General features: G+C 66.7%; 26 protein-coding genes. 17 read left to right on the forward strand and 9 right to left on the reverse strand.

The annotated features are described in order from the left end of the window. A partial coding sequence (locus RT123_RS10470) for a hypothetical protein (RefSeq protein WP_313009089.1) occupies positions 1-297 on the forward strand: 297 nt, incomplete at its 5' end. Between the two features lie 24 nt (positions 298-321). Here RT123_RS10470 and RT123_RS10475 read toward each other — a convergent pair. Further along, positions 322-1,410, reverse strand: a complete 1,089-nt coding sequence (locus tag RT123_RS10475) for a sn-glycerol-3-phosphate ABC transporter ATP-binding protein UgpC (RefSeq protein WP_313009090.1) — start codon at positions 1,408-1,410, stop codon at positions 322-324. Positions 1,411-1,581: 171 nt separating this feature from the next. Between RT123_RS10475 and RT123_RS10480 the strand changes: the two genes are divergently transcribed. The 5 genes from RT123_RS10480 (at position 1,582) to RT123_RS10500 (ending at position 7,789) form a co-directional block, all read left to right on the forward strand. After that, complete coding sequence (locus RT123_RS10480) at positions 1,582-4,200, forward strand: TonB-dependent receptor domain-containing protein (RefSeq protein WP_313009091.1); 2,619 nt, start codon at positions 1,582-1,584, stop codon at positions 4,198-4,200. A 55-nt stretch (positions 4,201-4,255) separates the two neighbouring features. Further along, positions 4,256-4,972, forward strand: coding sequence for a hypothetical protein (locus RT123_RS10485; RefSeq protein WP_313009092.1), 717 nt, complete (start codon positions 4,256-4,258; stop codon positions 4,970-4,972). Positions 4,973-5,344: 372 nt separating this feature from the next. Further along, positions 5,345-6,280: a hypothetical protein gene (locus RT123_RS10490; RefSeq protein WP_313009093.1), complete on the forward strand. Its 936-nt coding sequence runs from the start codon at positions 5,345-5,347 to the stop codon at positions 6,278-6,280. A 31-nt stretch (positions 6,281-6,311) separates the two neighbouring features. After that, positions 6,312-7,379: an HWE histidine kinase domain-containing protein gene (locus RT123_RS10495; protein WP_313009094.1), complete on the forward strand. Its 1,068-nt coding sequence runs from the start codon at positions 6,312-6,314 to the stop codon at positions 7,377-7,379. 62 nt (positions 7,380-7,441) lie between these two features. Further along, on the forward strand, positions 7,442-7,789 hold the full coding sequence (locus RT123_RS10500; protein ID WP_313009095.1) for an ArsC family reductase: 348 nt from the start codon (positions 7,442-7,444) through the stop codon (positions 7,787-7,789). Here RT123_RS10500 and RT123_RS10505 read toward each other — a convergent pair. Both RT123_RS10505 and RT123_RS10510 read right to left on the reverse strand, forming a co-directional pair. Continuing rightward, positions 7,782-8,591, reverse strand: coding sequence for an endonuclease/exonuclease/phosphatase family protein (locus RT123_RS10505; RefSeq protein ID WP_313009096.1), 810 nt, complete (start codon positions 8,589-8,591; stop codon positions 7,782-7,784). The two genes, RT123_RS10500 and RT123_RS10505, sit on opposite strands and share 8 nt — an antisense overlap. Before the next feature lie 7 nt (positions 8,592-8,598). After that, positions 8,599-8,838, reverse strand: coding sequence for a DUF2188 domain-containing protein (locus RT123_RS10510; protein WP_055808379.1), 240 nt, complete (start codon positions 8,836-8,838; stop codon positions 8,599-8,601). Between the two features lie 175 nt (positions 8,839-9,013). On the opposite strand from RT123_RS10510, the gene RT123_RS10515 reads away from it, so the two are divergent. The 8 genes from RT123_RS10515 to RT123_RS10550 all read left to right on the forward strand — a co-directional run bounded on the left by RT123_RS10515 (position 9,014) and on the right by RT123_RS10550 (position 15,742). Then, positions 9,014-9,412 carry a DUF6249 domain-containing protein gene (locus RT123_RS10515; RefSeq protein WP_055808381.1) on the forward strand — a complete coding sequence of 133 codons (399 nt, stop codon included), beginning with the start codon at positions 9,014-9,016 and terminating at the stop codon, positions 9,410-9,412. Between the two features lie 24 nt (positions 9,413-9,436). Beyond that, positions 9,437-9,994 (forward strand): sigma-70 family RNA polymerase sigma factor, encoded by a 558-nt coding sequence (locus RT123_RS10520; RefSeq protein ID WP_313009097.1) that lies wholly within the window; start codon positions 9,437-9,439, stop codon positions 9,992-9,994. Further along, entirely contained in the window at positions 9,984-10,400 is a 417-nt protein-coding gene (locus RT123_RS10525; protein WP_017506107.1) for a hypothetical protein, read from the forward strand. Before RT123_RS10520 ends, RT123_RS10525 begins: the two co-directional genes overlap by 11 nt. Positions 10,401-10,469: 69 nt before the next feature. Continuing rightward, positions 10,470-11,306 carry a 3-methyl-2-oxobutanoate hydroxymethyltransferase gene (panB, locus tag RT123_RS10530; RefSeq protein WP_184277763.1) on the forward strand — a complete coding sequence of 279 codons (837 nt, stop codon included), beginning with the start codon at positions 10,470-10,472 and terminating at the stop codon, positions 11,304-11,306. Between the two features lie 79 nt (positions 11,307-11,385). After that, positions 11,386-12,216: a tetratricopeptide repeat protein gene (locus RT123_RS10535; RefSeq protein ID WP_313009098.1), complete on the forward strand. Its 831-nt coding sequence runs from the start codon at positions 11,386-11,388 to the stop codon at positions 12,214-12,216. A 26-nt stretch (positions 12,217-12,242) separates the two neighbouring features. Next, positions 12,243-13,625, forward strand: a complete 1,383-nt coding sequence (locus RT123_RS10540; RefSeq protein ID WP_313009099.1) for a PQQ-binding-like beta-propeller repeat protein — start codon at positions 12,243-12,245, stop codon at positions 13,623-13,625. 31 nt (positions 13,626-13,656) lie between these two features. Then, on the forward strand, positions 13,657-15,276 hold the full coding sequence (gene der, locus RT123_RS10545) for a ribosome biogenesis GTPase Der (protein WP_055754955.1): 1,620 nt from the start codon (positions 13,657-13,659) through the stop codon (positions 15,274-15,276). Positions 15,277-15,280: 4 nt separating this feature from the next. After that, on the forward strand, positions 15,281-15,742 hold the full coding sequence (locus tag RT123_RS10550) for an NUDIX domain-containing protein (protein WP_313009100.1): 462 nt from the start codon (positions 15,281-15,283) through the stop codon (positions 15,740-15,742). Between the two features lie 3 nt (positions 15,743-15,745). On the opposite strand, the gene RT123_RS10555 is transcribed toward RT123_RS10550, so the two are convergent. After that, positions 15,746-16,624 (reverse strand): AraC family transcriptional regulator, encoded by an 879-nt coding sequence (locus tag RT123_RS10555; RefSeq protein WP_313009101.1) that lies wholly within the window; start codon positions 16,622-16,624, stop codon positions 15,746-15,748. Positions 16,625-16,768: 144 nt separating this feature from the next. On the opposite strand from RT123_RS10555, the gene RT123_RS10560 reads away from it, so the two are divergent. Then, on the forward strand, positions 16,769-17,656 hold the full coding sequence (locus RT123_RS10560) for an oxidoreductase (RefSeq protein WP_313009102.1): 888 nt from the start codon (positions 16,769-16,771) through the stop codon (positions 17,654-17,656). 7 nt (positions 17,657-17,663) lie between these two features. On the opposite strand, the gene RT123_RS10565 is transcribed toward RT123_RS10560, so the two are convergent. Next, positions 17,664-18,419: an SDR family NAD(P)-dependent oxidoreductase gene (locus tag RT123_RS10565; protein WP_313009103.1), complete on the reverse strand. Its 756-nt coding sequence runs from the start codon at positions 18,417-18,419 to the stop codon at positions 17,664-17,666. Positions 18,420-18,495: 76 nt separating this feature from the next. On the opposite strand from RT123_RS10565, the gene RT123_RS10570 reads away from it, so the two are divergent. Then, positions 18,496-18,747: a CopG family ribbon-helix-helix protein gene (locus tag RT123_RS10570; RefSeq protein WP_313009105.1), complete on the forward strand. Its 252-nt coding sequence runs from the start codon at positions 18,496-18,498 to the stop codon at positions 18,745-18,747. A 293-nt stretch (positions 18,748-19,040) separates the two neighbouring features. Here the strand turns inward: RT123_RS10570 and purF are convergent, their stop codons facing one another. Genes purF through radA form a run of 3 tightly spaced genes read right to left on the reverse strand, consistent with a single transcriptional unit; the run spans position 19,041 to position 22,571 of the window. Further along, on the reverse strand, positions 19,041-20,546 hold the full coding sequence (gene purF, locus RT123_RS10575) for an amidophosphoribosyltransferase (protein WP_045810557.1): 1,506 nt from the start codon (positions 20,544-20,546) through the stop codon (positions 19,041-19,043). 26 nt (positions 20,547-20,572) lie between these two features. Beyond that, positions 20,573-21,169 carry a CvpA family protein gene (locus RT123_RS10580; protein WP_313009106.1) on the reverse strand — a complete coding sequence of 199 codons (597 nt, stop codon included), beginning with the start codon at positions 21,167-21,169 and terminating at the stop codon, positions 20,573-20,575. A gap of 31 nt (positions 21,170-21,200) precedes the next feature. Further along, positions 21,201-22,571: a DNA repair protein RadA gene (radA, locus tag RT123_RS10585; protein ID WP_313009107.1), complete on the reverse strand. Its 1,371-nt coding sequence runs from the start codon at positions 22,569-22,571 to the stop codon at positions 21,201-21,203. A 172-nt stretch (positions 22,572-22,743) separates the two neighbouring features. Between radA and RT123_RS10590 the strand changes: the two genes are divergently transcribed. Next, positions 22,744-23,391: a Yip1 family protein gene (locus RT123_RS10590; protein WP_055808406.1), complete on the forward strand. Its 648-nt coding sequence runs from the start codon at positions 22,744-22,746 to the stop codon at positions 23,389-23,391. On the opposite strand, the gene alr is transcribed toward RT123_RS10590, so the two are convergent. Next, positions 23,385-24,431, reverse strand: a complete 1,047-nt coding sequence (gene alr / locus RT123_RS10595; RefSeq protein ID WP_313009108.1) for an alanine racemase — start codon at positions 24,429-24,431, stop codon at positions 23,385-23,387. The genes RT123_RS10590 and alr overlap by 7 nt on opposite strands. Between the last annotated feature and the right edge of the window lie 29 nt (positions 24,432-24,460).

A 24,460-nucleotide genomic window follows, 5' to 3' on the forward strand; every position in this document is an offset into this window, starting at 1 on the left:
GATCGCGCCCTGGTGCTGGCGGCCGGCGTGCCGGAGGCGTGGCTGGACACCGCCGAGGGGGTCGGTGTGCGGGATCTGCGCACCGCCTATGGGCCGCTGACCTACGCCTACCGCAAGGAACGGCAGGGCTATGTGCTCACCCTGGGTGACGGCGCGACACCGCCGGGCGGTTTCGTTCTGCAATGGCCGGAGGGGCAGGGGCGGCCGGAGCGCGTTCGTATCGACGGCCGCTCAGCGACGTGGTCGAGTGATAAACTGGTCATTCCGGCAGGGGCGCGGCGGGTTGTTCTGAACTGAGCCTTTTTGCTTGAGGCGAAGGGGTCAGAGGCGCTTGAAGGCTTTCCCGTCCGCGCCGAACAGGTGGGCCTGTTTTGCGGGGACGTGCAGCGTCAGGCGCTCGCCCGCCTTGGCGCGGAGTTCACCCGCCAGCTGAACCGTCAGCGTGTCTGGCGTCGCCGGATGCTTCAGGTGCGCCATGGTCGTGGCGCCCAGGGTTTCGACGAACATGACCTCGGCGGTCAGCGCATCGCCGTCGCCGGTCGTGGTCAGATGCTCGGGACGGACGCCCAGGGTGACGGCATCGCCCGGCTTGGCCGAGGCGGCGTCAACCGACACCCTGATCGTCTCGCCTGCGGACGTCTTCACCGTAGCCCCAGCAGCCGAGGCTTCCACGATCTCAGCGGCCAGCAGGTTCATCTTGGGACTGCCGATGAAGCCGGCGACGAACAGGTTGGCGGGGTGTTCGTACAGCCCCATGGGCGCACCGACCTGCTCGATCCGCCCGCCGTTCAGCACCACGATCCGGTCGGCCAGGGTCATGGCCTCGACCTGGTCGTGGGTGACGTAGATCATGGTGGTCTTCAGCTCGGCGTGCAGCCGCGCGAACTCGTAGCGCATCCGAACCCGCAGGGCCGCGTCCAAGTTGGACAGGGGCTCGTCGAAGAGGAAGACCTCGGGCTCGCGCACGATGGCGCGGCCGATGGCGACGCGCTGGCGCTGGCCGCCCGACATGGCCTTGGGCTTGCGATCCAGATAGTCGGTGATGCTGAGCGCCTCGGCGGCGGCGCGGACGCGTCGGTCGATCTCGCCCTTATCCGTCTTGGCCAGCTTCAGTCCGAAAGCCATGTTCTCATAGGCCGTCATATGCGGATAGAGCGCATAGGACTGGAACACCATGGCGATGCCCCGGTCGGAGGGCGACAGGTCATTGACCACGCGGTCGCCGATCAGAACCTGGCCTGTCGTCGCCTCTTCCAGACCGGCGATGGTGCGCAGCAGGGTGGACTTGCCGCAGCCCGACGGGCCGACGAAGACCACGAACTCGTTGGCGGCGATCTCCAGATCGACGCCCTTCAGCACCTCGACGGCGCCGAACGCCTTTTTCACGTCGACCAGACGGACGTTCGCCATGCTTCCTGCTTTCCTGACCGTTTCTGTTTTGCCGCACCGTAACCGGTTACATCACAGGATCAATGGCGCACGATGTCATGCCCCCAACTGAAATTGCAAAACTGCAAAATTGAGCTTTCGCAAAATCGAAGCGCTGGATAGAAGCCGCTACCAATCGCGGGGAGCATCCGAATGACGCAACGCAACTTCTTGATGGCGACAGCCTCGATCGCTTGGCTGGCGACGGCTGGGGCCGCCCAGGCCCAGGAGGCGTCGCGTGTGGACGATGTGGTCGTCACCGGCTCCCGGATTGCGGGCGGCGAGCGGATCGCCCCGGTAGAGACCGTGGCCCGCGAAACAATCGCCGCCGGCGGCATCGCCGATGCCTCTCAACTCGTCCGGCTGGTCACGGCCAATTCGGGATCGGAGGCCCAGGTCGATCAGCTGAACCAGCCGCAGAGTTCGGGGACGGCCCAGTTCAACCTGCGCAATCTCGGCCTCGGCTCGACCTTGGTCCTGGTGGACGGACAGCGCTGGACCAACAGCGCCGTGGTGGCGACGGACGGCTCGGGCTTCGTCGATATCAACTCGCTGGTTCCGATGATCGCGCTTCAGCGGGTCGAAGTGGTCAAGGACGGCGCCTCGGCGGTCTATGGCTCGGACGCGGTGGCGGGCGTGGTCAACTTCATCGCCCGGCGGGGCGTGGAGCGCCCAGAGGTCAGCGCCAAATACGCCGTCGCCGACGGCTCGGAGGAGAGCGTGATCGAGGCCATTGGCGAGGTTCGCCTGCTGGGCGGCGTGCTGACGCTGGCGGCCTCGCATTTCCACCGTTCGGCCTTGGGCTCGGACGAGCGGGACTTCACCCAGGCCGAACGCTATGGCCGCGCCGCCTGGACGGCCGTAACCAGCTATGGCCAGCCGGGTTCCTATTTCCGACCCAGCCGCAACGGTTTTTCGCCCGACCCGGCGTGCGGCAATCCGGCGTTCGGCAGCGCCTATCTGAACTCGCCCACGGACGCCTTCTGCCGGCTGGACTATTCGGACTTCTTCGATCTGGTCCCGGAGGAGACGCGCACGCAGCTGTTCGCGGATTACCGACGACCTGTGGGCGACATGACCTTGTCGCTGCAAGGGGCGTGGTCGGCGACGAACACCATTGCGCGCCAGTCGCCGTCGCTGCCGATCCTGGCGCGGTCGCTGACGGTGCCGGCGACCCATCCCGACAATCCGTTCGGCGAGGCGGTGCTGTTCCGGGGGCGGCTGCTGGGGGCGGAGGCCGGCGCGTCGCAGGCCGAGTTCGACTATCGCACGTGGCGGCTGGCGGCCGGGCTGGATGGGCGCTTCGACAGTGGCTGGACCTGGAACCTGTCGGCGACCAGCAGCCGTCAGCACGTCGCCTATGACAAGCCCGACACCATCAGCAGCGCCTTGCAGAATGCGCTGAACGGCCTGGGCGGGGCGGGCTGCAATCCCGCGACGGGGACGCCCGGCGTCGGGGGCTGCCAGTATTTCAACCCGTTCGGCAGCGCCTATCTGGGGACCGGGACGACGAACAGCGTCGCCCTGATCGACAGCCTGATCGGCTCGACCGGCCTGCGGGGCGCGGCGACCCTGACGACGGCGGACGCCTCGACCAGCGGCGAGGCCCTGGCCTGGGCCGGCGGGTCGGTCGATGTCGCCGTGGGCGCCCAGTATCGCCGCAGCGGTTTCCGTCACGACTGGAGCGATCTGGTGAACCGGGGCGATCTGCTGACGGCGGGCGTGTCGCCGGACTTCGAGGGCGATCAGGAGGCTCTGGCCGCCTTCGCCGAAGCCCGCCTCCATCTGGGCGACCGGATCGAGGCGCAACTGGCCGGGCGCTACGAATCCTATGACGGCAACGAGGGCCGGTTCAGCCCCAAGGCCGCGATCCGGTGGGACGTCACCGACGCCCTGGCCCTGCGTGCGTCGTGGGGGCAGGGGTTCCGGGCGCCGTCGGTCTATGCCCAGTCGGGGGCGCAGGCGTCGCAGCCGTCCGTGTTCGATCGGGGGGCGTTCGTCTTCGTCAACACCCTGACCTCGGGCCGGGCCGACCTGAAGCCCGAGAAATCCGAGAGCCTCAACCTGGGCGCAGTTTGGACGCCGATCAACGGGCTGGAACTGGGCGTGGACGCCTGGCGGTTCGACTATGCCGATCAGGTGGTCAAGGAGTCGGCCCAGGCCATCATCAACCAGGCGGCGGCCGATACGGCGGCGGGGCGGACCGGCACGGAGGCGCAGAGCCGCATCACCCGCTCGGCCAGCGGCGCCCTGACCTTCGTGCAGCTTTATTTCGTCAACGCCTCGTCCATCGAGACCCAAGGGATCGACTTGTCGGCCCGCTATCGGCGCGGTCTGTGGGGCGGGGAGGCGACGGCCTCGGCGACCTGGACCTATGTGGACGCCTATGACATCCGGCTGGACGCGTCGGCCGCGAAGGTGTCGGGCGTCGGTTCGACCAACCTGAACAACATCGGCCGGTCCCTGCCGCGCAATCGCGGGGAGTTCGCCTTGGGCTGGAACAGTGGGGCGCATGCGGTGACGGCCCTGGTCCACTACACCGACGGATACGCCAACGACCGCAGCGGCATCACCGACGCCAGCATCGCCAGCCAGACGACGGTCGACCTGCTCTACAGCCGCGCGATCGGCGCTGACCTGGATCTGTCGATAGGGGTTGTCAATGTGGCCGATAAGGCCCCGCCGCTGGCGCAGTTCGCCTTGGGCTATGACCCGGTCGTGGCCGATCCGCGCGGACGGGTGGTCAGCATCGGCCTGACAAAGCGGTTCTGATCGGCGGTTGCGCGGTCAATCGGGCGGTGTATGCATCCCCTCTGGGGAGAATCCGATGACCGACGGCGAGACCACGCGCAAGCAGGCGTTCAAGGATGCATCGGAGGATATGCTGGGCTTCGGCGGCGCCGAGGTCCGCACCGGGCGCGACCTGTTGGTGCGCCCGCGTCTGGTGTTGCAGGCCTGGATGATCGAGGGGCCGACCGGGGGCGGTCGTTACGCCAAGCCGTTGAAGCTGTATCTGGCGCTGAACGCGATCCTGATGCTGATCGTGTTTTTGCGCGGGGGCTTGAGTTTCTACCTGGAAGGCATGCCGGCTGACGTATTGAACCCCCTGCTTCAGGAAGCGGGCAAGTCGCGCGACGCCTTCATGTCCGACGCCGACGGCTGGATGTCGTTGGTGGCCGTGCCGATCATGGCGCCGCTCTATGCCCTGGCGGCCATGCCGCTGTTTCGCCTGTGGGACGCCGAGGACCTGGGCCTGAGATGCGGATTCCGCGCGGCCTTCGCCTATCTGAACGCCTGGACCGTGCCGATGCTGCCGCTGGCCTGGTTCATGTTCAGCCCCGGCCCGCTGGCTGCGGCGTGCAGCCTTTTGACGCTGATGCTGGGCATCGTGGCCTTCATGCGGATGGGGCGGGGACGGTGGTATCGGGGCGTGGTCCCCGGCCTGGCCAAGGGCCTGATCGTGATGACGGCCATCGGTCTGTCCAGCGTCGTTGCGACCTTTATCGTGATGGTCATCGGCGTCTTCGCCGGGTTCGCGGCCTAGACGGTCGCCTGACAAAAACACCGTCTAATTCGTCAAATTCGTCTGAAATCAGCGAAAGAGCGAAATTGCACGGCGCCAACAAAAAGCGTGCAAAGTGCAAGGTGGTGCAAGTCGTGAGCGCTGCTGTTTTCAAAGACCCGTCAACATCATAATCCCGTTCGGGGACACGTAAGGTCGATTGACGAAGGCTGTCTCTAAGCGCCCGATACTAAAGGGGATTTGTCGGCGAACAATGACGGCAAGGCTGCGCCTTTGTGCGTGGATCGGTCGTCGGCCCACTTCTGTCTCGAAACCTCATTTTCGGTAGTTGCCTTGTCGACAGGGGCGCGAGCGAGGGCGACAGTGTTCGTCGAAGCCTCAAACGGTCCGCCAATGTCTCTGCGTTTACAGGCCGCTCAGGTCGCTTGGCTGAATACGAAGCTGACCCTCGATTTCATCGCCGCATCCCGCACCTGGATCGACGAGGATTTGATATCCGCTCTGCTGACGGCGGGCGTCGTGGATGCAAACGTCAGAGGCGCCGACGACGAAGGTGCGGCACGTGACTTTTCCATTGGAGCCGGCATTTTGCCGAACGCTCTGCGGCGGCCTGTGAATGCAATCAGCATCGCCATGTCCCTGGGCGTGCCGCGCGAGAGCGCACGCACCAAACTGGCGGGATTGGTGGAGCGGGGCGTGCTGGTGCGGACCGATGGCGGCTTCGTCTTGCGCGCCGAGGTGTCGCAGTCGAAACCGTTCAAGTCCGCGATGGAAGCCTTCCTTCTGGCCACGGTGGAGTTTGTCGATGGGCTGGCGATGCTGAACGCATGCGGCGCCCGCGACGGCGACCGGGTCGTCACGCCCGCCTGGCCAGTCGCAGGCTTGGCGACACGGCTGATGACGGCGCACGTCCTGAAAGGCATCCAGCACGCCCGATCGCTGAAGCCCGAAATCAGCCTGACGACGCACTACGTCCTGCTTTGGCTGTCGCATCTCACCGGAAGCGCCTTGCGGGTTGTTCAGGAGCCGGACGCCGGCCGTCTTGGCCCCCTGAACCCGCCGTTCGGGCCGGTGAGCGTGATCGATGTCGCCAAGGCCGCCAGAATGGACGATGAAACGGTTCGCAGGCACCTGGGTCAGCTTGAAAAGGCAGGCTTGGTCATCCGGGTCGCGGGCAAGAGAGACATCAATCTGCCGGATCAGACCCTGGTCGCGAACTGGCTCGATTTCCAAAGCCGGACGATCCTCGGCACGCAGCAGCTGGTGCGCAAACTCTATGTCGCGGGCGTGATCGTCGATCGGCCAAGCGAAACCATTCGATTGTTCTGAACGACGATGATGAGGTTCGCATCACAGATTGATGCTGGGGCTGCATTCGTCGGTTGCTCGGCGAATGCCGTCGTCAACAGGGGCCGCACCGATGCCAGCCCTTATTGATGCGTTCGACTGGGCGACGACGCCCCTGGGGCCAAAGCGCGATTGGTCGCCCGCGCTGAGCATTACCTATGACATGATGATGGGAATGGGTTTCGCGGCCAGCGTCATGTGGGGCCCGGAGCGCACCTTGTTCTACAACGGCGCCTATATTCCGCTGCTCGGACAAAAGCACCCGAGCGCCCTGGGCCGTCCGATGGATCAGGTCTGGCATGAGGTGTGGGACGATTTGCGCCCTCTGACGGAGCGCGCGCTGGCAGGCGAAACCGTTTTTCTGGAAGACCTGCCGCTGACGATGGTTCGAAACGGCTATTCGGAAGACACCTGCTGGGTGCTGTCCTACAGCCCCGTGCGGGACGGCGACGCGATCGTCGGCATTCTCAATATCGCCATCGAAACGACCGAGCGGGTGCGGGGCGAGCAACACCGGCAGATGCTGGTCGACGAATGCGGCCACCGGGTGAAGAACACGCTCGCCCTGGTTCAAGCGGTCGCCCGCAGCACCTTGTCGGGCGTCGATCGGGATGTGCTGGAGCGTTTCGACGAGCGACTGAACGCCATCGCCAAGACCCAGCAGACGCTGGATGAAAAGGCGTGGAATGGCGGCGACCTCGGTGAGATTGTTCGCGACGCGGTCGGTAATCTGGTGCGCAGGCCGGTTTCCATCTCGGGGCCGTCGGTGCACCTGTCGCCGCGTGTGGCGCAGACGGTCGCCTTGATCATCCACGAGCTGACGACGAACGCGTTCAAGCATGGCGCGCTGGCCAAGCCTGGCGGCCGCGTCTCGGTCGATTGGCGGCTGGATGAGGGTGAACTCGTTCTGACGTGGATCGAAGGCGGGGGCGCGCCGGCCCATCCGCCGCTCAAGACCGGCTTTGGCGTCAAACTGCTCGCGAGAGGCCTGCTGGGGTGCGGCGGCGCGGATCTTCGTTACGGCGTAGAGGGGTTTTCGGCGACGTTTACAGCGACTGCGTCGCGTCTGACCGACAGTTGACGATGCTCGGCGAGGGGGCGAAAGCGGCTGCATCCGCTTGATCCAAGACCTTCGAGAGCCCCATGACCTACACCCTCTACGGCATTCCCAACTGCGACACGGTGAAGAAGGCCCGGGTCTGGCTGGAGCAGCAGGGGGTCGACTATGTCTTCCACGACTACAAGAAGGCCGGAGTGGATGCGGGGCGGCTGGGCCAGTGGGTCGACGAGCACGGGTGGGAGACGGTGCTGAACCGGGGCGGCACAACGTTCAAAAAGCTGCCCGAAGCCGACAGGGCGGACATCGACAAGGCGAAGGCGATCGCGCTGATGACGGCCCAGCCGTCGATGATCAAACGGCCGGTGCTGGATCTGGGGGGTCGGCGGCTGGTGGGGTTCAAGCCCGAGGCCTACGCCTCAGCGCTTACCTGAGCCGGACGGTCGCGGCGACGCCGAAGTGGTCGGACGGGTATTCGCCGTTGGTCGGCGTATCGCCGAAGCGGCGGGCCTCGCCGGCGATGAAGGCGGCCTGTTCGACGAAGATATGGTCGATGACACGCTCGGGGTGACCCTTGGCCGGGTTCAAGGTGGTCGTGACCGCGCCGCAGGGCAGGGCGCTGAAGAAGCGGGGGCCCGTCAGGGTCGCCAGGCCAGAATCCTCCTGCGTCGCATTGAAGTCGCCCATGACGATCAGGGGCGTGCCGTCCTGCGGCAGCCAGCCGAGCAGGGATGCGACCTGGCGGGCGCGGACCGGGCCGGCGTCCTGTTGCCACGCCAGATGGGTGACGACGACATCGACCGGGCGACCCTGGACCGCGACGCGAAGCCGAAGCGCGGTGCGGAAATCGTCGAGCGGCTCAAGCCTGGTCGAGGCCTCGGTCAGAACCGGCAGGCGGGTCAGCAGGGCGTTGCCATAGCGACGCGGGGCGCCCTCGGCGTCGGTCGAGACGAAGGCGACATGATAGCCGCCCAGCTCGCGCGCCAGCATCCGGGCCTGGTTCTCCAGCCCGACATTGGCGTCCTCCAGCACCTCCTGGAGGGCGATGACGTCGGCGTCCTGGGCCTTCAGCGCAGCGACCAGCAACGGGCGGCGGGCGGCCCAGTCGCCCATATTGTGCCAGATGTTGAAGGTGACGAGCTTCAGCTCGGTGGGCGTCTTAGACTTTGGGGCCGTGGCGCAACCTGCCAGCGGCGCGAGGGCGGCAGCGGCCAGCAGGGTGCGACGGTGGATCATCTCGGCCTCAGCCCTCGACGTCCGTCGAGGGGCGGTCGTGGCCGTCGGCGCTTTCGGTGACCCATTCGCCGGCGGCGGTCTCGTATTCGATCGCTGCGGTCTGGTCCGGCACGCGCTGCTCGCGCGCGACGCGCACGGCGGCGGCCTTAGCGTCGTCGTGGGTGGCGAAGGTCTCGGAATAGGTGTCGCCGGACTTGTAGGCCCAGCCGCCGTCATGCTCGACGATGCGATAGGTGACATGGGCCATGGGACGCGCTCCTGAGATTGATGAAACCGGACCCTAGACCGAACCGGCGGCGGCCGAAACGGCGACCTTACGAAGATTTCACGCAACGACGCGCATCCGTTGAGGCGTCGGCCAGCCTCTTGTGATCAGAAGGCCGCCGCATCAGGCTGCTGCAACGGTTCAAGGGATACTCGACATGGAAGACTTCATTCCGATCTTCGCCATCTTCGCCGTCTTCGGCACGATTACGGCCATCGTCTTCGGCCCCACCTTCCTGAAATACCGCGAAAAGCGCGACATGCAGGAGACCGTGCGTCTCGCCGTCGACAAGGGTCAGGAGCTGCCGCCCGAACTGCTCGATGTGATGACCAAGGATGTGCAGAAGGGGCTGCCGTCGCGCAGCAAGGACATTCGCAAGGGCGTGCTCAGCCTGGCGAGCGGCATCGGCATCGCCGGGTTCGGCATCGTCGTTCAGGGCACGACGCACGTCTGGGGCGGCAATGGCCAGGGCGCGTTGCTGGGCATCGCCTGTATTCCCGCAGCCATCGGCGTCGCCTTCATCATCCTGGGCTTCTTCAACCCGAACAAAGACTGACGTCCGCCGGAAGGGGGAAACGTCATGGTCAAATCATTGAGAGACTTCCACGATGTCGAGCTGGCCGCCCAGGCGGCGGCCGGCGGTCGGCGGGAGTATGGCGAGCTGGTGCGTCGGCACGGGTCGGCCGTGCGGGGGCTGCTGCGCCGGATGGGGGCGACGCCGTCCCTGTCCGACGACGTGGCGCAGGACGCCTTTCTGCAAGGGTTTCAGCGGTGCGCGGAGTTTCGCGGGCAGGGGACGTTTGCGGGCTGGATCAAGAAGATCGCCGCGCGGCTCTATCTGAAGCGGGTGGCCAAGGAGGCGCGCTACGTCGCCGAGATCGAGGCTGATCAGGCGGATGTGGCCGTCGACCGCGGCGGTCTGATGGACCTGGACGAGGCGTTGAAGACGCTCAGCGAGACCGAGCGTGTCTGCGTCTCCCTGTGCCACGGCGCGGGGATGTCGCATCCGGAAATCGCGGCAGCCATGAATTTGCCGCTTGGCACGGTGAAATCGCATGTCAAACGTGGTCTGGATAAACTCCGTGCGCGGCTTCAACCGGCGCACGGCTCAGGCGGGAGGTCGGTCCATGTCGGCTGACGAATTCGATCCGATGATCGAAAGGCTGTTCGCCCAGGCGCCGAGCCTGCCGGACGAGGCTCTGTTCCTGGCGACGGTGCAAGCGCGCATGGAGACGCGGTCGCGTTGGCGCGCCCTGACCCTGACGGCGGCAGGACTGATCGGCGGCGTGCTGGCGGTGCGTGAGGGGGTGAACATCAACTTCACCGCCGACGGCGATACGACCTTGGCGCAAGGTCTCAGGGCCGCAGCCGCCACGGCGCAGGGTGCGGCGCAATCAGGCCTGGACGGATTAGGCCTTCAAGGTCTCGGCGTCGGGTCGCTGGATGTGATGAACGGCTCGGGCATGATGGCCTTCTGGATCGTCGCCGGCGCCCTGGTCGCCCTGATGGCGGCGGGCGTGGCGAAGCTGTCGCAGGACGTGTGAGCGCGGCTGCAAGGGTGACACCGGCGGGGCAGGGGCCTATCTGACCCCTTCACGTCAGGAGGCCCGGCGATGTCCGTCCACACCCAAGAGAGCGTCAAACGCATCACCGTGCCCGATATCGCGGGGCGCAAGGGCGGCGAGCCCATCGTCTGCCTGACGGCCTATGACGCGCCGATGGCGGCCCTGCTGGATCCGCACTGCGATGTGCTCCTGGTCGGCGACAGCCTGGGGATGGCGGTTCACGGCCTGCCCAATACCGTGGGTGTCACACTGGAGATGATGATCCTGCACGGGCAGGCCGTCATGCGCGGCGCCAAGCGAGCCATGGTGGTCGTGGACATGCCGTTCGGCTCCTACGAGGGCGGCAAGGAGGTCGCCTACGCCAACTGCGTGCGGGTGATGAAGGAGACGGGCGCCCAGGCGGTGAAGCTGGAGACCAGCATCGAAATGGCCGAGATCGTCGCCTTCCTGGTCAAGCGCGGCATTCCGGTCATGGGCCATGTCGGCCTGCGCCCCCAGGCGATCCTGGCCGAAGGCGGGTTCAAGGCCAAGGGCCGGACCGAGAGCGAGCGCGACCGGGTGCTGGCCGAGGCCAAGGCCGTCGCCGAGGCCGGCGCCTTCTGCATCGTTATCGAGGGCGTCGCCGAATCGCTGGCGCGCGAGATCACCGAGACGATCGACGCGCCCACCATCGGCATCGGCGCCTCGGCCGCCTGCGACGGTCAGGTGCTGGTGGTCAACGACATGCTCGGCATGTTCGACTGGACGCCGAAGTTCGTGCGCAAATACGCCGATCTGCGCACCGAGATCGACCGCGCGGCCGCCGCTTTCGCCAGTGATGTGAAAACCCGCCGTTTTCCTGCCGAAGTCGAGACCTACTTCTCGAAAAAGCCGGCTTCGCAGTAACGGACGACGTTGCGGGCGGGGAGCCGACCTTCTAGGGTCCGCGCCGGTTTGCATTTCGCGATTTTGGGGCGACGTTTCAGTGGTTGATGTCTTCGAGCAGGTCGAGGAGGAGCTTCGCTCCGACAAGTTGAAGCGCCTGGCCAAGACCTGGCTGCCCGTTTTCGGCGTGGTGCTGGTCGTCGCCCTGATCGGCGCCCTGGGCTGGTGGGGCTGGGACAGCCTGAACTCCAACAAGGCCGCCAAGGCCGCCGAGGCCTATGATCGCGGCATGGAGGCCCTGCGCGCCGACAAGCCGATGGACGCCCGCGCCGCCTTCGAGGAAGCGATCAAGGAAGGCAACGGCGCCTATAAGGTCCTGGCCCTGCAGCAGCAGGCCGGCCTGGCCGTCAGCGCCAACAAGTTCCCCGAGGCTGTCCGCCTGTTCGACGAAGCCGCCAAGGCGTCCAGCGATCCGATCCTGTCGGACCCGCCCGCCTTGAAAGCCGCCTTCCTGATCATGGACACCGCGCCGCTGGCCGAGATCGAAAAGCGCCTGACGCCGCTGGCCGAAGACAAGCGCCCGCTGCACGCCTTCGCCCAGGAAGCCCTGGCCCTGGCGCGCCTGCAACGCGGCAAGACCAAGGAGGCGCGTGAGGCCTTCGTGCTGCTGCAACTGGGTCAGGACGTGCCGGACTCGATCCGTCAGCGCGCCCAGATCGCCGTGGAATCCATCGACGCCGGCACCGCAGCCGCCATCAAGCCCATCATCGACGCCGCCGCCAAGGCGACCCCGCCGGCCGCTGGCGCTGCGAACGCGATGACGCCCTCGGCCGCCCAGGCTGCTCCGGCCCAGGCTGCTCCGGCCCAAGCTGCCCCGGCTCAGGCCGCACCCGCTCAGGCGGCTCCCGCCGCCGCGCCGGCCGCCCAATAGTGACGACCCCTTACAGGACGCCCCCGATGAACCGAGTTCTGAAAGTCGCGCTGATCTGCGGCGTCGCCGCAACGATGGCGTCCTGCGGCACCGTGCGCCGCAACCTGCCGTTCGGTCTGGGCGGCGGCAAGGAAGACGCCGGCGCGACCGCCTCGGCCGGCCAGCGCATCTCGGTGCTGGAGTTCGAACAGAGCCTGTCGCCGTCGGCCGCCCTGTCGGGTCGGGACTTCTTCCTGCCGGGTCCGCAGGCCGTGACGGCCTGGACGCAGCCGGGCGGCACGTCCGAGAACCTGGTCGAGCATGTCATCGCGGCGCCGAACTTCCAGATCGCGTGGAAGCGGGGCGTCGGCTCGGGATCGGCTCACGTCGGCAACGTCATGGCCCCGATCGTGGCCGCCGACGGCAAGATCTTCGTGCTGGACGGCGAATCGACCGTTTCGGCGGTTTCGGCCGACACCGGCGCGATCCTGTGGAAGGCCAACGTCAAGAACGCCGATCGTGACCGCAACGGCGGCTTCGGCGGCGGCGTCGCCGTCGGCGGCGGCAAGGTCTTCGTCTCGTCCGGCTATCGTTCGATGACGGCGCTGGACGCCAATACCGGCGCGGTGGTCTGGACCCAGCAGGTGGATGCCCCGATCCACGGCGCCCCGACCGTTTCGGGCAACCGGGTCTTCGTCGTGGACGTGGACAGCCAGCTGTTCGCCTTCGACGCCAACACCGGCGCCCAGGACTGGACCTATCGCGGCATCGCCGAGCCGGCGCGCGTCATGCGCGCCTCCAGCCCCGCCGTCAGCGGCACGACCGTCGTCGCCCCGTTCGCCTCGGGCCAGCTGGTCGCGCTGAGCGCCCTGAACGGCCAGGCGGTGTGGGAAGAGACCCTGTCGCGCACCAGCCGCACCAGCGCCCTGTCTGAGGTTCGAGACGTGGCGGGCCGTCCGGTCATCAGCCGCGGCATGGTCTATGGCGTCAGCCACTCGGGCGTGATGTCGGCGCTGGACCTGCGTTCGGGTCAGCCCAAGTGGCAACTGCCGGTGACGGGCGTGAACGCGCCCCTGCCGGTCGGAGACGCCGTCTTCGTGGTGTCCAAGTCGGGTCAACTGATCACGGCCAACCGTGACACGGGCCAGATCTATTGGACGCGCGAACTGAACGAGGGCCGCGAGCGCCGCGAGGGCGGTTTCCTGACCTTCGGCCGTCGCACCATCCGCCCGCAATGGTCGGGACCGCTGCTGGCCTCCAACCGTCTGGTGATGGTCAACTCGTTCGGCGAGGCCGTCGCCTTCGATCCGAAGACCGGCGCCGCGCAAACGACGCTGAAGCTGGGCGCGCCCGCCTATATCGCGCCCGCAGCCTATAACGGCGCCCTGTACGTGCTGACCGACAACGGTCAACTGATCTGCATCCGCTGATTTTCAGCCCGAACTAAGCTAGAAGGCCGACATGGCTCTGAAGGTCGCCATCGTCGGCCGCCCCAATGTGGGCAAATCGACACTGTTCAACCGCCTCGTCGGCAAGCGCCTGGCGCTCGTTGACGATCGCCCCGGCGTGACCCGCGACCGGCGATACGCCGACGGCAACATCGGCGACATGGACCTGACGCTGATCGACACGGCGGGATACGAGGACGTCACCGACGACAGCCTGGAAGCCCGGATGCGCGAGCAGACCGAGGCCGCGCTGGACGACGCCGAACTGGTCATGTTCATGATGGACGCCCGCGAGGGCGTAACGTCGCTGGACCGGATCTTCGCCGAGCGCCTGCGCCGGGTGCACAAGCCGATCATCCTGTTGGCCAACAAGTCCGAGAGCCGCGAAAGCGGCGGCGGCGTCGGCGAGGCGCACGCCCTGGGCTTTGGCGAACCCGTCGCCATCTCGGCCGAGCACGGCGAAGGGATGGCCGATCTGTACGCCGCCATCGTTGCGGCCTCACAGGACATCTTCGTCGAGGAGATCGACGAGCCGGACAAGCCGATCCGCATCGCCGTCATCGGCCGGCCGAACGCCGGCAAGTCCACCCTGATCAACCGTCTGATCGGCGACGACCGCCTGCTGACCGGGCCGGAAGCGGGCATCACCCGCGACTCCATCTCGGTCGACTGGCAGTTCGAGGGCAAGAACATCCGTCTGGTCGATACGGCCGGGATGCGTCGCAAGGCGCGGGTGCAGGAGAAGCTGGAAAAGCTGTCGGTCGCCGACACCATCCGGGCCATCACCTTCGCCGAAGTCGTCATCCTGATGATGGACAAGGACGACGCCTTCGACACCCAGGACCTGCAACTGGCCGATCTTGTCGAGCGCGAGGGCCGCGCCCTGGTCTATGTCGCGTCGAAGTGGGACCTGGAAGACGAGCCCCAGTCCCGCATGGCCAAGCTGAAGGGCATGGCCGAGGACAAGCTGCCGCAACTGAAGGGTTCGCCCTTCGTGGCCCTGTCGTCGCACAGCGGGCGCGGCGTCGAGCGGCTGATGCCGGCGGTGCTTCAGGCCTATGACACCTGGTCGGTCAAGGTGAAGACCAAGGACCTGAACACCTGGCTGTCCATGGCGACCCAGCGTCACCCGCCCCCCGCCGTGGACGGCAAGCGGATCAAGCCGAAATACATCGCCCAAACCAAAGCCCGCCCGCCGACCTTCGTGCTGATGGCCAACCGCGCCGAGTCGATGCCGGAGCATTACAAACGCTATCTGGTCAACTCGATCCGCGAGAGTTTCGACCTGCCGGGCACGCCGATCCGCCTGAACGTCAAGTCCAGCGGTGTGAACCCCTATGCCGAGGGCGGCGCCAAGTCCGGGCCGGAGCGCTACAAGGGCGACGCCAAGACCGCGCCGCGCCGGGTCAAGAAGGCCGAGAAAGAAGAGGCCCTGTCCAAACTGCCCGGCAAGGCGCTGGAGCAGAAGAAGACCCGCAAGGCCCAGCCCAAGATTCTGGGCGGGCTGAAATCCAGCGCCTCGAAGAAGGCTGGTTCGTCGGTGGCGGTTCAGAAGGGCGCGCGCGGCGGCGCCCGCCAGGTGTCGCGTTCGGGCCGGATTCGCACGGGACAAAAGGGCGGCGCCAAGAAGTGACGGCGTGAGCGAGGCCGAGAGCGCGCTTCCCGCCCGGCCCACCTCGCGTTGGCTGATCCTGGACGGGCAGGGGCGGGTGCTGCTGTTTCACTTCGTGTTTTCCAAAGGACCGCTCGCCGGCACAGCCTTCTGGGCGACGCCCGGCGGCGGGTGCGAGACTGGCGAGACCTTCGAGGACGCCGCGCGCCGCGAACTGTTCGAGGAGACGGGGCTGGTCGTCGAAGACCCCGGCCCGCAGGTCGCCCAGGTCCGCGTCAGCTTCCGCCTGCCCGACGGCCGAATGGCGGATGTGGATCAGAGGTTCTTCCTGCTGCGCACCGAGGCGTTCGACCTGTCTTCCGCAGGCTGGACCGTGGAAGAACAGGGGGTTCTGGTCGATCACCGCTGGTGGAGCCTCGACGACATTCGCGCCTCGGCCGAGACGATCTGGCCGGCGGAACTGGCGGATATCCTCGATACGCTCTGAGGCTCAGCCCATCATCAGGCTTTCGCGCATGCGGGCCGCGTCGCGGCCCGGCGGCAGGCCGAACTGACGGGCGTATTCGCGACTGAACTGGGACGGGCTGTCATAGCCGACGGCGAAGCCGGTCTCGGCTGCGCCCTCGACGCCCGTCAACAGCCGGGCGCGGGCTTCGCGCAACCGCAACTGCTTGTGGAACTGCAAGGGGCTCATGGTCGTCACGGTGCGGAAATGTCGGTGGAACGTCGACAGGCTCATGCCCGCCATGTCCGCCAGAGTCTCTAGTTTGACCGGTTCGGCGTAGTGAGCGCGGAGCCAGTTGATGGCGCGACTGACGCCTGACAGGCGGCTTTCGGCCGAGCCGATCTGGCGCACGGTCGCGGCGTGCCGGCTGTGGAGCAGGCGCCAGATCAGTTCGCGTTCGATCATCGGCGTCATGACGGCGATTTCCTCGGGCCGGTCCAGAAGGCGCAGCAGGCGCGCCATGGGCTCCAACAGTTCGTCCTCCAGCGGTGTTACATGGATGCCGGTCGGCGGCGGCTGATCCGAGGGGGCGGGGACGTCGATCTCCAGCATCAGGCCGGCGATGGCGGCGGGGTCGAGGTCGAAGCTGAGGGCGCGATACGGCGCCTCGATGATGCTGCCACACACCGGCAGTTCGGCCGACACCACCAGGCAATCGCCGGCCTGATAGGAATAGACGGTCTCGCCGAGGATCGTCTGTTTGGCGCCGCACACCACCAGGCACAGCATGGGATCATAGGCGACGGGGACCAGCCGGGTCTGTGCGTTGCTGCCATAGAGGCGCAGCCGCGGCACGGTCGATCGCGACAGATCAGGCGGCGCGTGACGCGCAACGATGTCGCTCATTTCGGGCAAGAGGCTCATGGCGGCATTCAGCGCCGGTCACCGGCTATTCGCAAGCGGGCGAGGGCGGTTTGACAGGATCGTGCAAGCCTTCGACCAGATCGCCCTAACGTCGTCGACCTGAAACCGCGTCTTCTGCGTCCGGTCAGGCAGAGGAGATTTCCCATGACAACAACCCATCAAAAGACCTGGCTCATCACCGGTGCGGCGCGCGGCCTTGGCGCCGGGATCGCACGCGCGGCGCTGGACGCGGGCGACCGCGTCGTCGTCGCAGGTCGAAACCGCGACGCCCTGATCAAGGCCTTCGGACCGGATAGCGACACGGTGCTGAGCCTGACGTTGGACGTCACCGACACCGCCGCCATCGCCGCCGCGGTCGAAGCCGTCATGGCGCGGTTCGGCCGCATCGATGTTCTGGTGAACAACGCCGGTTATGGCCACCTCGGCATCTTCGAGGAGACCCGCGCACAGGATGCGCGCACCCAGTTCGACACCAATGTCTTCGGTCTGTTCGACATGACGCGCGCGGTGCTGCCGATCATGCGCGCGCAGAGGTCTGGTCATGTCTTCAACATCTCGTCGATCGGCGGCCTGATGGGCGGTGAGAGCGGCGCGATCTATTGCGCGTCCAAGTTCGCGGTCGAAGGCTTCAGTGAATCCGTCGCGCAAGAGGTGCGTCCGTTCGGCATCCATCTGACCATCGTCGAACCGGGTTTCTTCCGCACCGACTTCCTCGACGCCTCGTCGATCCGATACGGCGATAATTCCATCGCCGACTATGCCGAAGCGTCGCGCGCCATCCGCGCCTTCTACGACGCGCGCAGCCATAATCAGGCGGGCGATCCTGCGAAGTTGGGTCAGGCCCTGGTCGTCTTGGCGAATGCGGAAAACCCGCCGGTGCGATGGTCGGCGGGCACGGACGCCATCGGCGTGGTCGAGATGAAGGCGGACAGCCTGAAGGCCGAACTGGAGGCCTGGCGCGATCTTTCAGCCTCAACCGACGGCGACTTCACCTTCCTCGAAGAGCCAAGGCTAGGCGGCGCCTGGGGCTGATCCCAGCCTAGACCAGCGCTTCCGTCGTCGGTCCGGCCGCCCAATCGCGGAAGCGGATCGTCAGCGGGGGCGTGGCGTCGGGGCGGGCCAGATCGACCACCAAGGGGCCGATCTCGGAGGGGTTGGGCAGGACGGACGGGTCTTCGCCCGGATAGGCCTGGGCGCGCATGGCGGTGCGCATGCGGCCGGGATCGACGATGCTGACGCGGACGGGCGTGCTCTCGATCTCGTCGGCCCAGGCCTTCACCAAGGCCTCGGCGCCCGCCTTGGTCGCGGCGTACATGCCCCAGAAGGCCTTGGGCGCGCTGGCGACGCTGGTGGTGAAGTGGATGGCGCGGCCGGCGTCCGAGGCGCGCAACAGAGGCTCGAGCGAGCGGATCAGGCGATAGACGGCGGTGAAGTTGGTTTTCTCGACCTTGGCGAACTCGCGCGGGTCGGCGTGTGACACCGGCGTCAGGCCCGAGGGGCCCATGGTGGCGGCGCAATGGACCCAGATGTCCAGCTTCTTGAACCGTTCGAAGATGGCGCCGCCCAGCCGGTCGATGGCCCCGCCGTCCACCAGATCGAACGGAATCAGGGTCGCATGGCGGCCGGTGGCGGCGAAGATGGCGTCGTCCAGTTCTTCCAGACCGCCTTGTGTGCGCGCTGTCGCGATGACGTGGGCGCCGGCCTTGGCCAGGGCCAGGGCGCTCTCATAACCGATGCCGCGCGAAGCGCCGACGACGAGGGCGATACGGTCGTTCAGGGGGAGGGCGTCGGTCATGTGCGGGTGGTAGGAGTGGCGACGCGGCCGGTCAATGTGTTAAGCTGTAAGCAGATGTGTACAGGAGCATTCTGTCATGGCTGCCAGCACGACCGTCACTGTCCGCATGAGTGAAACACTCAAAGAGCGGCTGGGGCTGCTTGCCGAGAAAACCCAGCGCACCCAATCCTTTCTCGCCGAACGCGCCATCGCTGGCTACGTCGAACGAGAACTGGAAATGGTGACGGCCGTCGAAGAAGGTCTCGAAGATTTCCGAACAGGCAATGTGGTCCCGCATGAAGAGGCCATGCGGCAAATCCGCGAGACCATCGCCAAATACGAGTCCTGATGCGCTCCGTCGTCTGGTCACGGCGTGCGCTGCTGGAACTGACCCACGCCATCGACTATCTGGCCCAGCGCAATCTGCCCGCAGCGCAGAGGATCGAAGCCCGCATCATCTAGACGACAGAAAAGCTGGCGCGACGACCGATCGGTCGGCCGGGCAAGCAGCCGGACACCTACGAAAAGCTGGTCGCTGGAGCGCCGTATCTGATCGTCTATGCGCTAGCGGACGATGCCGATGGTGGGCAGGTCCAGATCATACGCCTATTCCACACGGCACAGAACCGCGACTAACGGTCGTCAGGCGCTAACCAGCAAGGACAGCTGTTTGGCGCCGAACTCGCGTCCGCCTTCCTCGATCTCGCGATCCAAGAGGCGAGTGGGATAGTCGCCGGTGAAATAGTGGTCGGTGAACTGCGGGGCGGCGGCGTTGCGGCCGGTCTCGCCCATCGCGCGATACAGGCCGTCGATGGACAGGAAGCCGAGCGAATCGACCTCCAGCATGTCACGCATCTCTTCCAGGGTCTTGTTGGCCGCCAGCAGCTGGGCGCGCTCGGGCATGTCGATGCCGTAGAAGTCGGGGAACAGGATTTGCGGGCTGGCCGAGCGCAGGTGGACCTCGGTGGCGCCAGCGGCGCGCACGGCGCGGACCAGTTTCAGCGAGGTGGTGCCGCGCACGATGGAATCGTCGATCAGCACGACGCGCTTGCCGGCGAGAGCCGACTTGTTGGGGCTGTGCTTCATGCGCACGCCCTTTTGACGGGCGCCTTGGCTGGGCTGGATGAAGGTGCGGCCCAAATAGTGGCTGCGGATGATGCCCATTTCGTAGGGAATGCCGCTTTCCTGGGCGTAGCCGAGGGCGGCGGGAACGCCGGAATCGGGAACAGGCACGACGATGTCGGCCTCCACGCCCAGTTCGCGGGCGAGGCCGCGACCCATTTCCTTGCGCACCTCATAGACGGAGCGGCCGTTCACGACCGAATCCGGGCGTGAGAAATAGACATACTCGAACAGGCAGGGACGCGCCGCGCGGGCGGGGAAGGGCTTGAGCGAGCGCAGGCCGCTGTCGTCGATGACGACGATCTCGCCATGTTCGACGTCACGCACGAACGTGGCGCCCATCATGTCCAGGGCGCAGGTCTCGGAGGCCAAAACCCAGCCGTCGCCCAGCTGGCCCAGCACCAGCGGGCGAATGCCCAGCGGGTCGCGCGCGCCGATCATCTTGGTGCGGGTCTGGGCCACCAGGGCGTAGCCGCCCTCGATCCGGGCCAGGGCGTCAGTGAAGCGATCAACGATCTTGGCTTTGCGGCTGCGCGCGATCAGGTGGAGGATGACTTCGGAATCCGAGGTCGACTGGAAGATGGCGCCTTCGCTAACCAGCTGGGCGTGCAGGAATTTGAAGTTGGTCAGGTTGCCGTTGTGGGCGATGGCGATGCCGCCCTGGTCCAGATCGGCGAACATCGGCTGGATGTTGCGCAGGAAGCTGCCGCCGGCGGTAGAGTAGCGGGTGTGGCCCACGGCCGCGCGGCCGGGCATCCGCGTCATCAGGTCGGCGCCGCCGAAGGCCTCGCCCACCAGGCCTTGGTGCCGTTCGGTGTAGAAGCGCTCGTCCTTGACGCTGGCGATGCCGCAGGCTTCCTGGCCGCGATGCTGAAGAGCGTGAAGACCCAGGGCGACGACGGAAGAGCCTTCGTCCTCGTCCGCGCCCCAGACGCCGCAGACGCCGCATTCCAGACGGAGCTGGTCATCCTCCGGCTCGCGCCAGTGCTCGCGGTGAACGACGGGATCGGCGATATGGTGGCGCATCGTGGGGCTCCGATGACCGGGGAAACTTAAGGGGCGGCTTCGCGGCGCGAGTTAGGCTCTGATTGCGTCGGGGGCAAGGCTTCGTCGTCCGAAAACCCCCGCCGTACGGACGAATCCACGACCGGCGTGATGGCGTCGGCGCCGCGTCCGATGCTGGGCAGGACCATCTGGATCATCCGCGCGCCCATGGCGCTGACCGGATAGAGGGCCGCCTTTCCGAGCCAGAGCGGCGTGCGCTCGCCCGGCAGGGCTGCGACGATGACCAGATGCACCGCGCCGATCAGGACCAGCGCACGAATGCCGCCGATGAACAGGCCGAAGATGCGGTCGATGACGCCGAGGTGCGGATGATCCTTGGCGCTCTTGGACATCATCGAGCCGACCAGGCGCAGGCCGAAATAGACGACGAAAAAAGTCAGGACGGCGGCCAGGATCGACCCGGCCCACTCGGGATCGACGAAGGCGCGCGTGACGCCGGCGGTCCAGGGCAGGGCGATCAGGGCGACCAGGGCCGCCAAGGTCGCGCTGAGCAGCGTAATGACCTCGCGCACCCCGCCGCGCACCCAGCCGGCGGCGACGGAAAACAGGATCACCACGATGGCGAAGACGTCGTATCCGGTCACGCGTGCGGGATCCTGCGGTTGCTACGAGGGTCTAATAGCGGTTCTGCGAGATTCGTTCGACCACATCCGTCAGGCGCGTGACGGATGTCACCTTCACCCCCTTGGTCTTGGCGGTCAAAGTCGGGCTCAGAACCTGATCGAAGCCCAGTTTTTGCGCTTCGCGCAGTCGGGCCTCGGCGCGGCCTACGCTGCGGACCTCGCCCGACAGGCCGATTTCGCCGAAGACAACGCAGCCCTGGGGCAGGGACACGCCGGTCGCCGAGCTGATCAGGGCCGCCGCCGCCGCGAGGTCGGCCGCCGGTTCATTGATGCGTAAGCCGCCCGCGACATTCAGATAGACGTCCTGATCGCCGAAGCCGAAGCCGCAGCGGGCCTCCAGCACGGCCAGAACCATCGCCAGACGTCCCGTCTCCCAGCCGATCACGGCGCGGCGCGGGGTGCCATAGGCGGACTTGGACACCAGGGCCTGCATCTCGACCAGGACGGGGCGCGAGCCCTCGATCCCGGCGAAGACGGCGGCGCCCGGCGCGCGCTCCTTGCCCTCGCCGAGGAAAAGAGCGGAGGGATTGGCGACTTCGCGCAGGCCGGCGTCGCCCATTTCGAACACGCCGATCTCGTCGGTGGCGCCGAAGCGGTTCTTGCCGGCGCGCAGGATGCGGAACGGATAGCCGCGCTCGCCCTCGAAGGTCATGACGGCGTCGACAAGGTGTTCGACCACGCGAGGGCCGGCGACCTGGCCGTCCTTGGTGACGTGGCCGACCAGGACCACCGCGACGCCCTGCGACTTGGCCAGTCGCACCATCTCGCCGGCGCAGGCCCGGACCTGGGTGATGGAGCCGGGGCCGCTTTCATGGACGTCGGACCACAGGGTCTGGATCGAATCGACGATGACGATGTCGAACTGTTCGCGCTTCAGCGTGCCCAGGATGTCGCGCAGCGCCGTCGCGGCCGCCAGATTGACCGGCGCATCGGCCAGGCCCATCCGCTTGGCGCGGGCGCGGATTTGCTCGACAGCTTCTTCGCCCGAGATATAGGCCACGCGAGATCCCCGCAACGCCGCCTTGGCCGCGACCTCCAGCAACAGCGTCGATTTGCCCACGCCCGGATCGCCGCTAAGCAGGATGGCCGAGCCGGGCACGACGCCGCCGCCGCAGACCCGGTCGAACTCAGCCACGCCCGTCGTAATGCGCGGCGGCTCAGGCGTGTCGGACTGAAGCGTTTCGAACTGAATGCCGCGCGTGCGGGCCGAAGCCGTCGCCGACGGCTTGATCGCACCCGGCGGAGCCGAGCGGCTCTCTTCACTCAAGGTGTTCCACTGGCCGCAGGAGCCGCACTGGCCCGACCACTTGCTGTGGACCGAGCCGCAGGACTGACAGACATAGAGGGCGGAATCGCGAGCCATGGGCTTCCTTAGCAGATCGAACGGTCGCGCCGGACATGGCCTCGGCTCACGACAGTTTCGGTCGCAGGCGCAACCTTTGCCATATTGGGGTATTGAGAATGTGTCGCACACCCTTGCTTCTTGAGGCGACGCAACGTCAACATCCGCCCATCTTCTCTCGCCGAGGCCTGCCATGACCGATCCGACGACCCACTCCCAACCCGCTGTCGATCCGGCCCTGGTCGCGCGGGTCAAGGGCATACTGCTGCAACCCAAGTCTGAATGGCTCAAGATCGACGGCGAGTTCGCCACGACCAAAAGCCTGTTCACCCGCTATGCGATGATCCTGGCGGCGATCGGCCCGGTCTGTTCGCTGCTCGGCGGTCAGTTGATGCCGATCATGGGCGTGAAGCTGTCGATCGTGGGCGCGATCGTCGTGGCGCTCGTCAGCTACGGCATGTCCTTGCTGGGGGTCTTCCTGCTGGGATTGATCATCAATGCGCTGGCGCCGAACTTCGGCGGGACGGCCAATAAGGTTCAGGCCATGAAGCTGGCCGTCTATTCCTGGACCGCCGCCTGGCTGGCGGGCGTGTTCGGCCTGATCCCGATGCTGGGCATCCTGGCCATCTTGGGCCTGTACAGCTTCTATCTGCTGTTCGTCGGCCTGCCGATCCTGATGAAGGTGCCGGAAGACAAGAAGGTCGGCTATTTCATCGTGACGGTGATCGCCGGCGTCGTGATGTATTTCATCATCTCCGCGATCGTGGGAGCTATTTCGATGAGCTTCGTCGCCGCATCGGTCGGCATGGCCGGGCTCGCCGGAATGGGCGCCGGCTACTGAGAATAGACGCGCGGCACGCGGGGGGTGATCGAGGTCAGCAGCTCGTAGCTGATGGTCCCCGCAGCGGCCGCGGCGTCGTCCAACAGGCGGTGCGGGCCGAATAGTTCGACCGGATCGCCGACCGCGACATCCAGGCCGGTGATGTCCACCGCGCAGACATCCATCGAGACCCGACCCAGCAGCGGCCGGGTCTCGTTGGCGATCCAGACGACGCCCTTGGGCGAATAGGATCGCAGCAATCCATCCGCATAGCCGGCCGCCACGGTCGCAACCTTGATGGGGCGTTCGGCGATGTAGCCGCGGGAATAGCCGACGCTCTCGCCCGCCGGCACGTCGCGAACCTGAAGCACTTCGGCCGTCAGCGTGGCCACGGGTGCAATCCGGGGATCGGGACGCCCCTCTGGACCACCGCCGTAAAGACAGATGCCCGGCCGAACGGTGTCGAAGGCGAAGTCAGGCCCCAGGAAACAGCCGCTGGAGTTGGCGAACGACCGGATCACGCCCGGATAGCGATCCAGCACGCCCGCGAAGGCGTCACGCTGGCGCCGGTTCATTGGATTGGCCGGTTCGTCGGCGCAGGCGAGGTGGGTCAGGACCAGGGCCAGGCCGTCGAACGCCTCGGGCGCGTCCTCGGGCCGAATACCCAACCGGTTCATGCCGGTGTCGATCTGCAGGCCGCAGGTCCCGCCGCCCGCCGCCCTCCAGGCCTGGATCTGCGCCGGATGGTTCAGCATAGGCCGCAGGTCCGACGCCTTCAGCATCGCCGCATCGTCGCCGTGACAGCCGTCGAGCACATAGATCACCGGACCATCGGCGCCCAAGGCCGCCCGCAGCCGCGCGCCCTCCGCCGCCCGCGCCACGAAGAAGGTTCGCGCCCCCTCGGCCATCAGCCGTGTCGCCACGGCCTGCGCGCCCAATCCATAGCCGTCCGCCTTGACCACCGGATGCACCGGCTGGCCGCTGACGGCCTCCAGCGTGTGATAGTTGCGCGCCAGGGCGTTCAGATCGACGGAGAGGACGGCGGGGGTCGATGCGGTCATGGCGTCCTTATGCGCCAACACCGCGCCGA

The sequence above is a fragment of the Brevundimonas vesicularis genome, assembly GCF_032067225.1.
GTDB classification, from domain to species: Bacteria; Pseudomonadota; Alphaproteobacteria; order Caulobacterales; family Caulobacteraceae; genus Brevundimonas; species Brevundimonas vesicularis_F.

Bases quoted from the DNA above. Each gene is read 5' to 3' on its own strand.
- RT123_RS10475 (WP_313009090.1), bottom strand. From the start codon at position 1,410: ATGGCGAACGTCCGTCTGGTCGACGTGAAAAAGGCGTTCGGCGCCGTC.
- RT123_RS10480 (WP_313009091.1), top strand. From the start codon at position 1,582: ATGACGCAACGCAACTTCTTGATGGCGACAGCCTCGATCGCTTGGCTG.
- RT123_RS10485 (WP_313009092.1), top strand. From the start codon at position 4,256: ATGACCGACGGCGAGACCACGCGCAAGCAGGCGTTCAAGGATGCATCG.
- RT123_RS10490 (WP_313009093.1), top strand. From the start codon at position 5,345: ATGTCTCTGCGTTTACAGGCCGCTCAGGTCGCTTGGCTGAATACGAAG.
- RT123_RS10495 (WP_313009094.1), top strand. From the start codon at position 6,312: ATGCTGGGGCTGCATTCGTCGGTTGCTCGGCGAATGCCGTCGTCAACA.
- RT123_RS10500 (WP_313009095.1), top strand. From the start codon at position 7,442: ATGACCTACACCCTCTACGGCATTCCCAACTGCGACACGGTGAAGAAG.
- RT123_RS10505 (WP_313009096.1), bottom strand. From the start codon at position 8,591: ATGATCCACCGTCGCACCCTGCTGGCCGCTGCCGCCCTCGCGCCGCTG.
- RT123_RS10510 (WP_055808379.1), bottom strand. From the start codon at position 8,838: ATGGCCCATGTCACCTATCGCATCGTCGAGCATGACGGCGGCTGGGCC.
- RT123_RS10515 (WP_055808381.1), top strand. From the start codon at position 9,014: ATGGAAGACTTCATTCCGATCTTCGCCATCTTCGCCGTCTTCGGCACG.
- RT123_RS10520 (WP_313009097.1), top strand. From the start codon at position 9,437: ATGGTCAAATCATTGAGAGACTTCCACGATGTCGAGCTGGCCGCCCAG.
- RT123_RS10525 (WP_017506107.1), top strand. From the start codon at position 9,984: ATGTCGGCTGACGAATTCGATCCGATGATCGAAAGGCTGTTCGCCCAG.
- panB (WP_184277763.1), top strand. From the start codon at position 10,470: ATGTCCGTCCACACCCAAGAGAGCGTCAAACGCATCACCGTGCCCGAT.
- RT123_RS10540 (WP_313009099.1), top strand. From the start codon at position 12,243: ATGAACCGAGTTCTGAAAGTCGCGCTGATCTGCGGCGTCGCCGCAACG.
- der (WP_055754955.1), top strand. From the start codon at position 13,657: ATGGCTCTGAAGGTCGCCATCGTCGGCCGCCCCAATGTGGGCAAATCG.
- RT123_RS10555 (WP_313009101.1), bottom strand. From the start codon at position 16,624: ATGAGCCTCTTGCCCGAAATGAGCGACATCGTTGCGCGTCACGCGCCG.
- RT123_RS10560 (WP_313009102.1), top strand. From the start codon at position 16,769: ATGACAACAACCCATCAAAAGACCTGGCTCATCACCGGTGCGGCGCGC.
- RT123_RS10565 (WP_313009103.1), bottom strand. From the start codon at position 18,419: ATGACCGACGCCCTCCCCCTGAACGACCGTATCGCCCTCGTCGTCGGC.
- RT123_RS10570 (WP_313009105.1), top strand. From the start codon at position 18,496: ATGGCTGCCAGCACGACCGTCACTGTCCGCATGAGTGAAACACTCAAA.
- purF (WP_045810557.1), bottom strand. From the start codon at position 20,546: ATGCGCCACCATATCGCCGATCCCGTCGTTCACCGCGAGCACTGGCGC.
- radA (WP_313009107.1), bottom strand. From the start codon at position 22,571: ATGGCTCGCGATTCCGCCCTCTATGTCTGTCAGTCCTGCGGCTCGGTC.
- RT123_RS10590 (WP_055808406.1), top strand. From the start codon at position 22,744: ATGACCGATCCGACGACCCACTCCCAACCCGCTGTCGATCCGGCCCTG.
- alr (WP_313009108.1), bottom strand. From the start codon at position 24,431: ATGACCGCATCGACCCCCGCCGTCCTCTCCGTCGATCTGAACGCCCTG.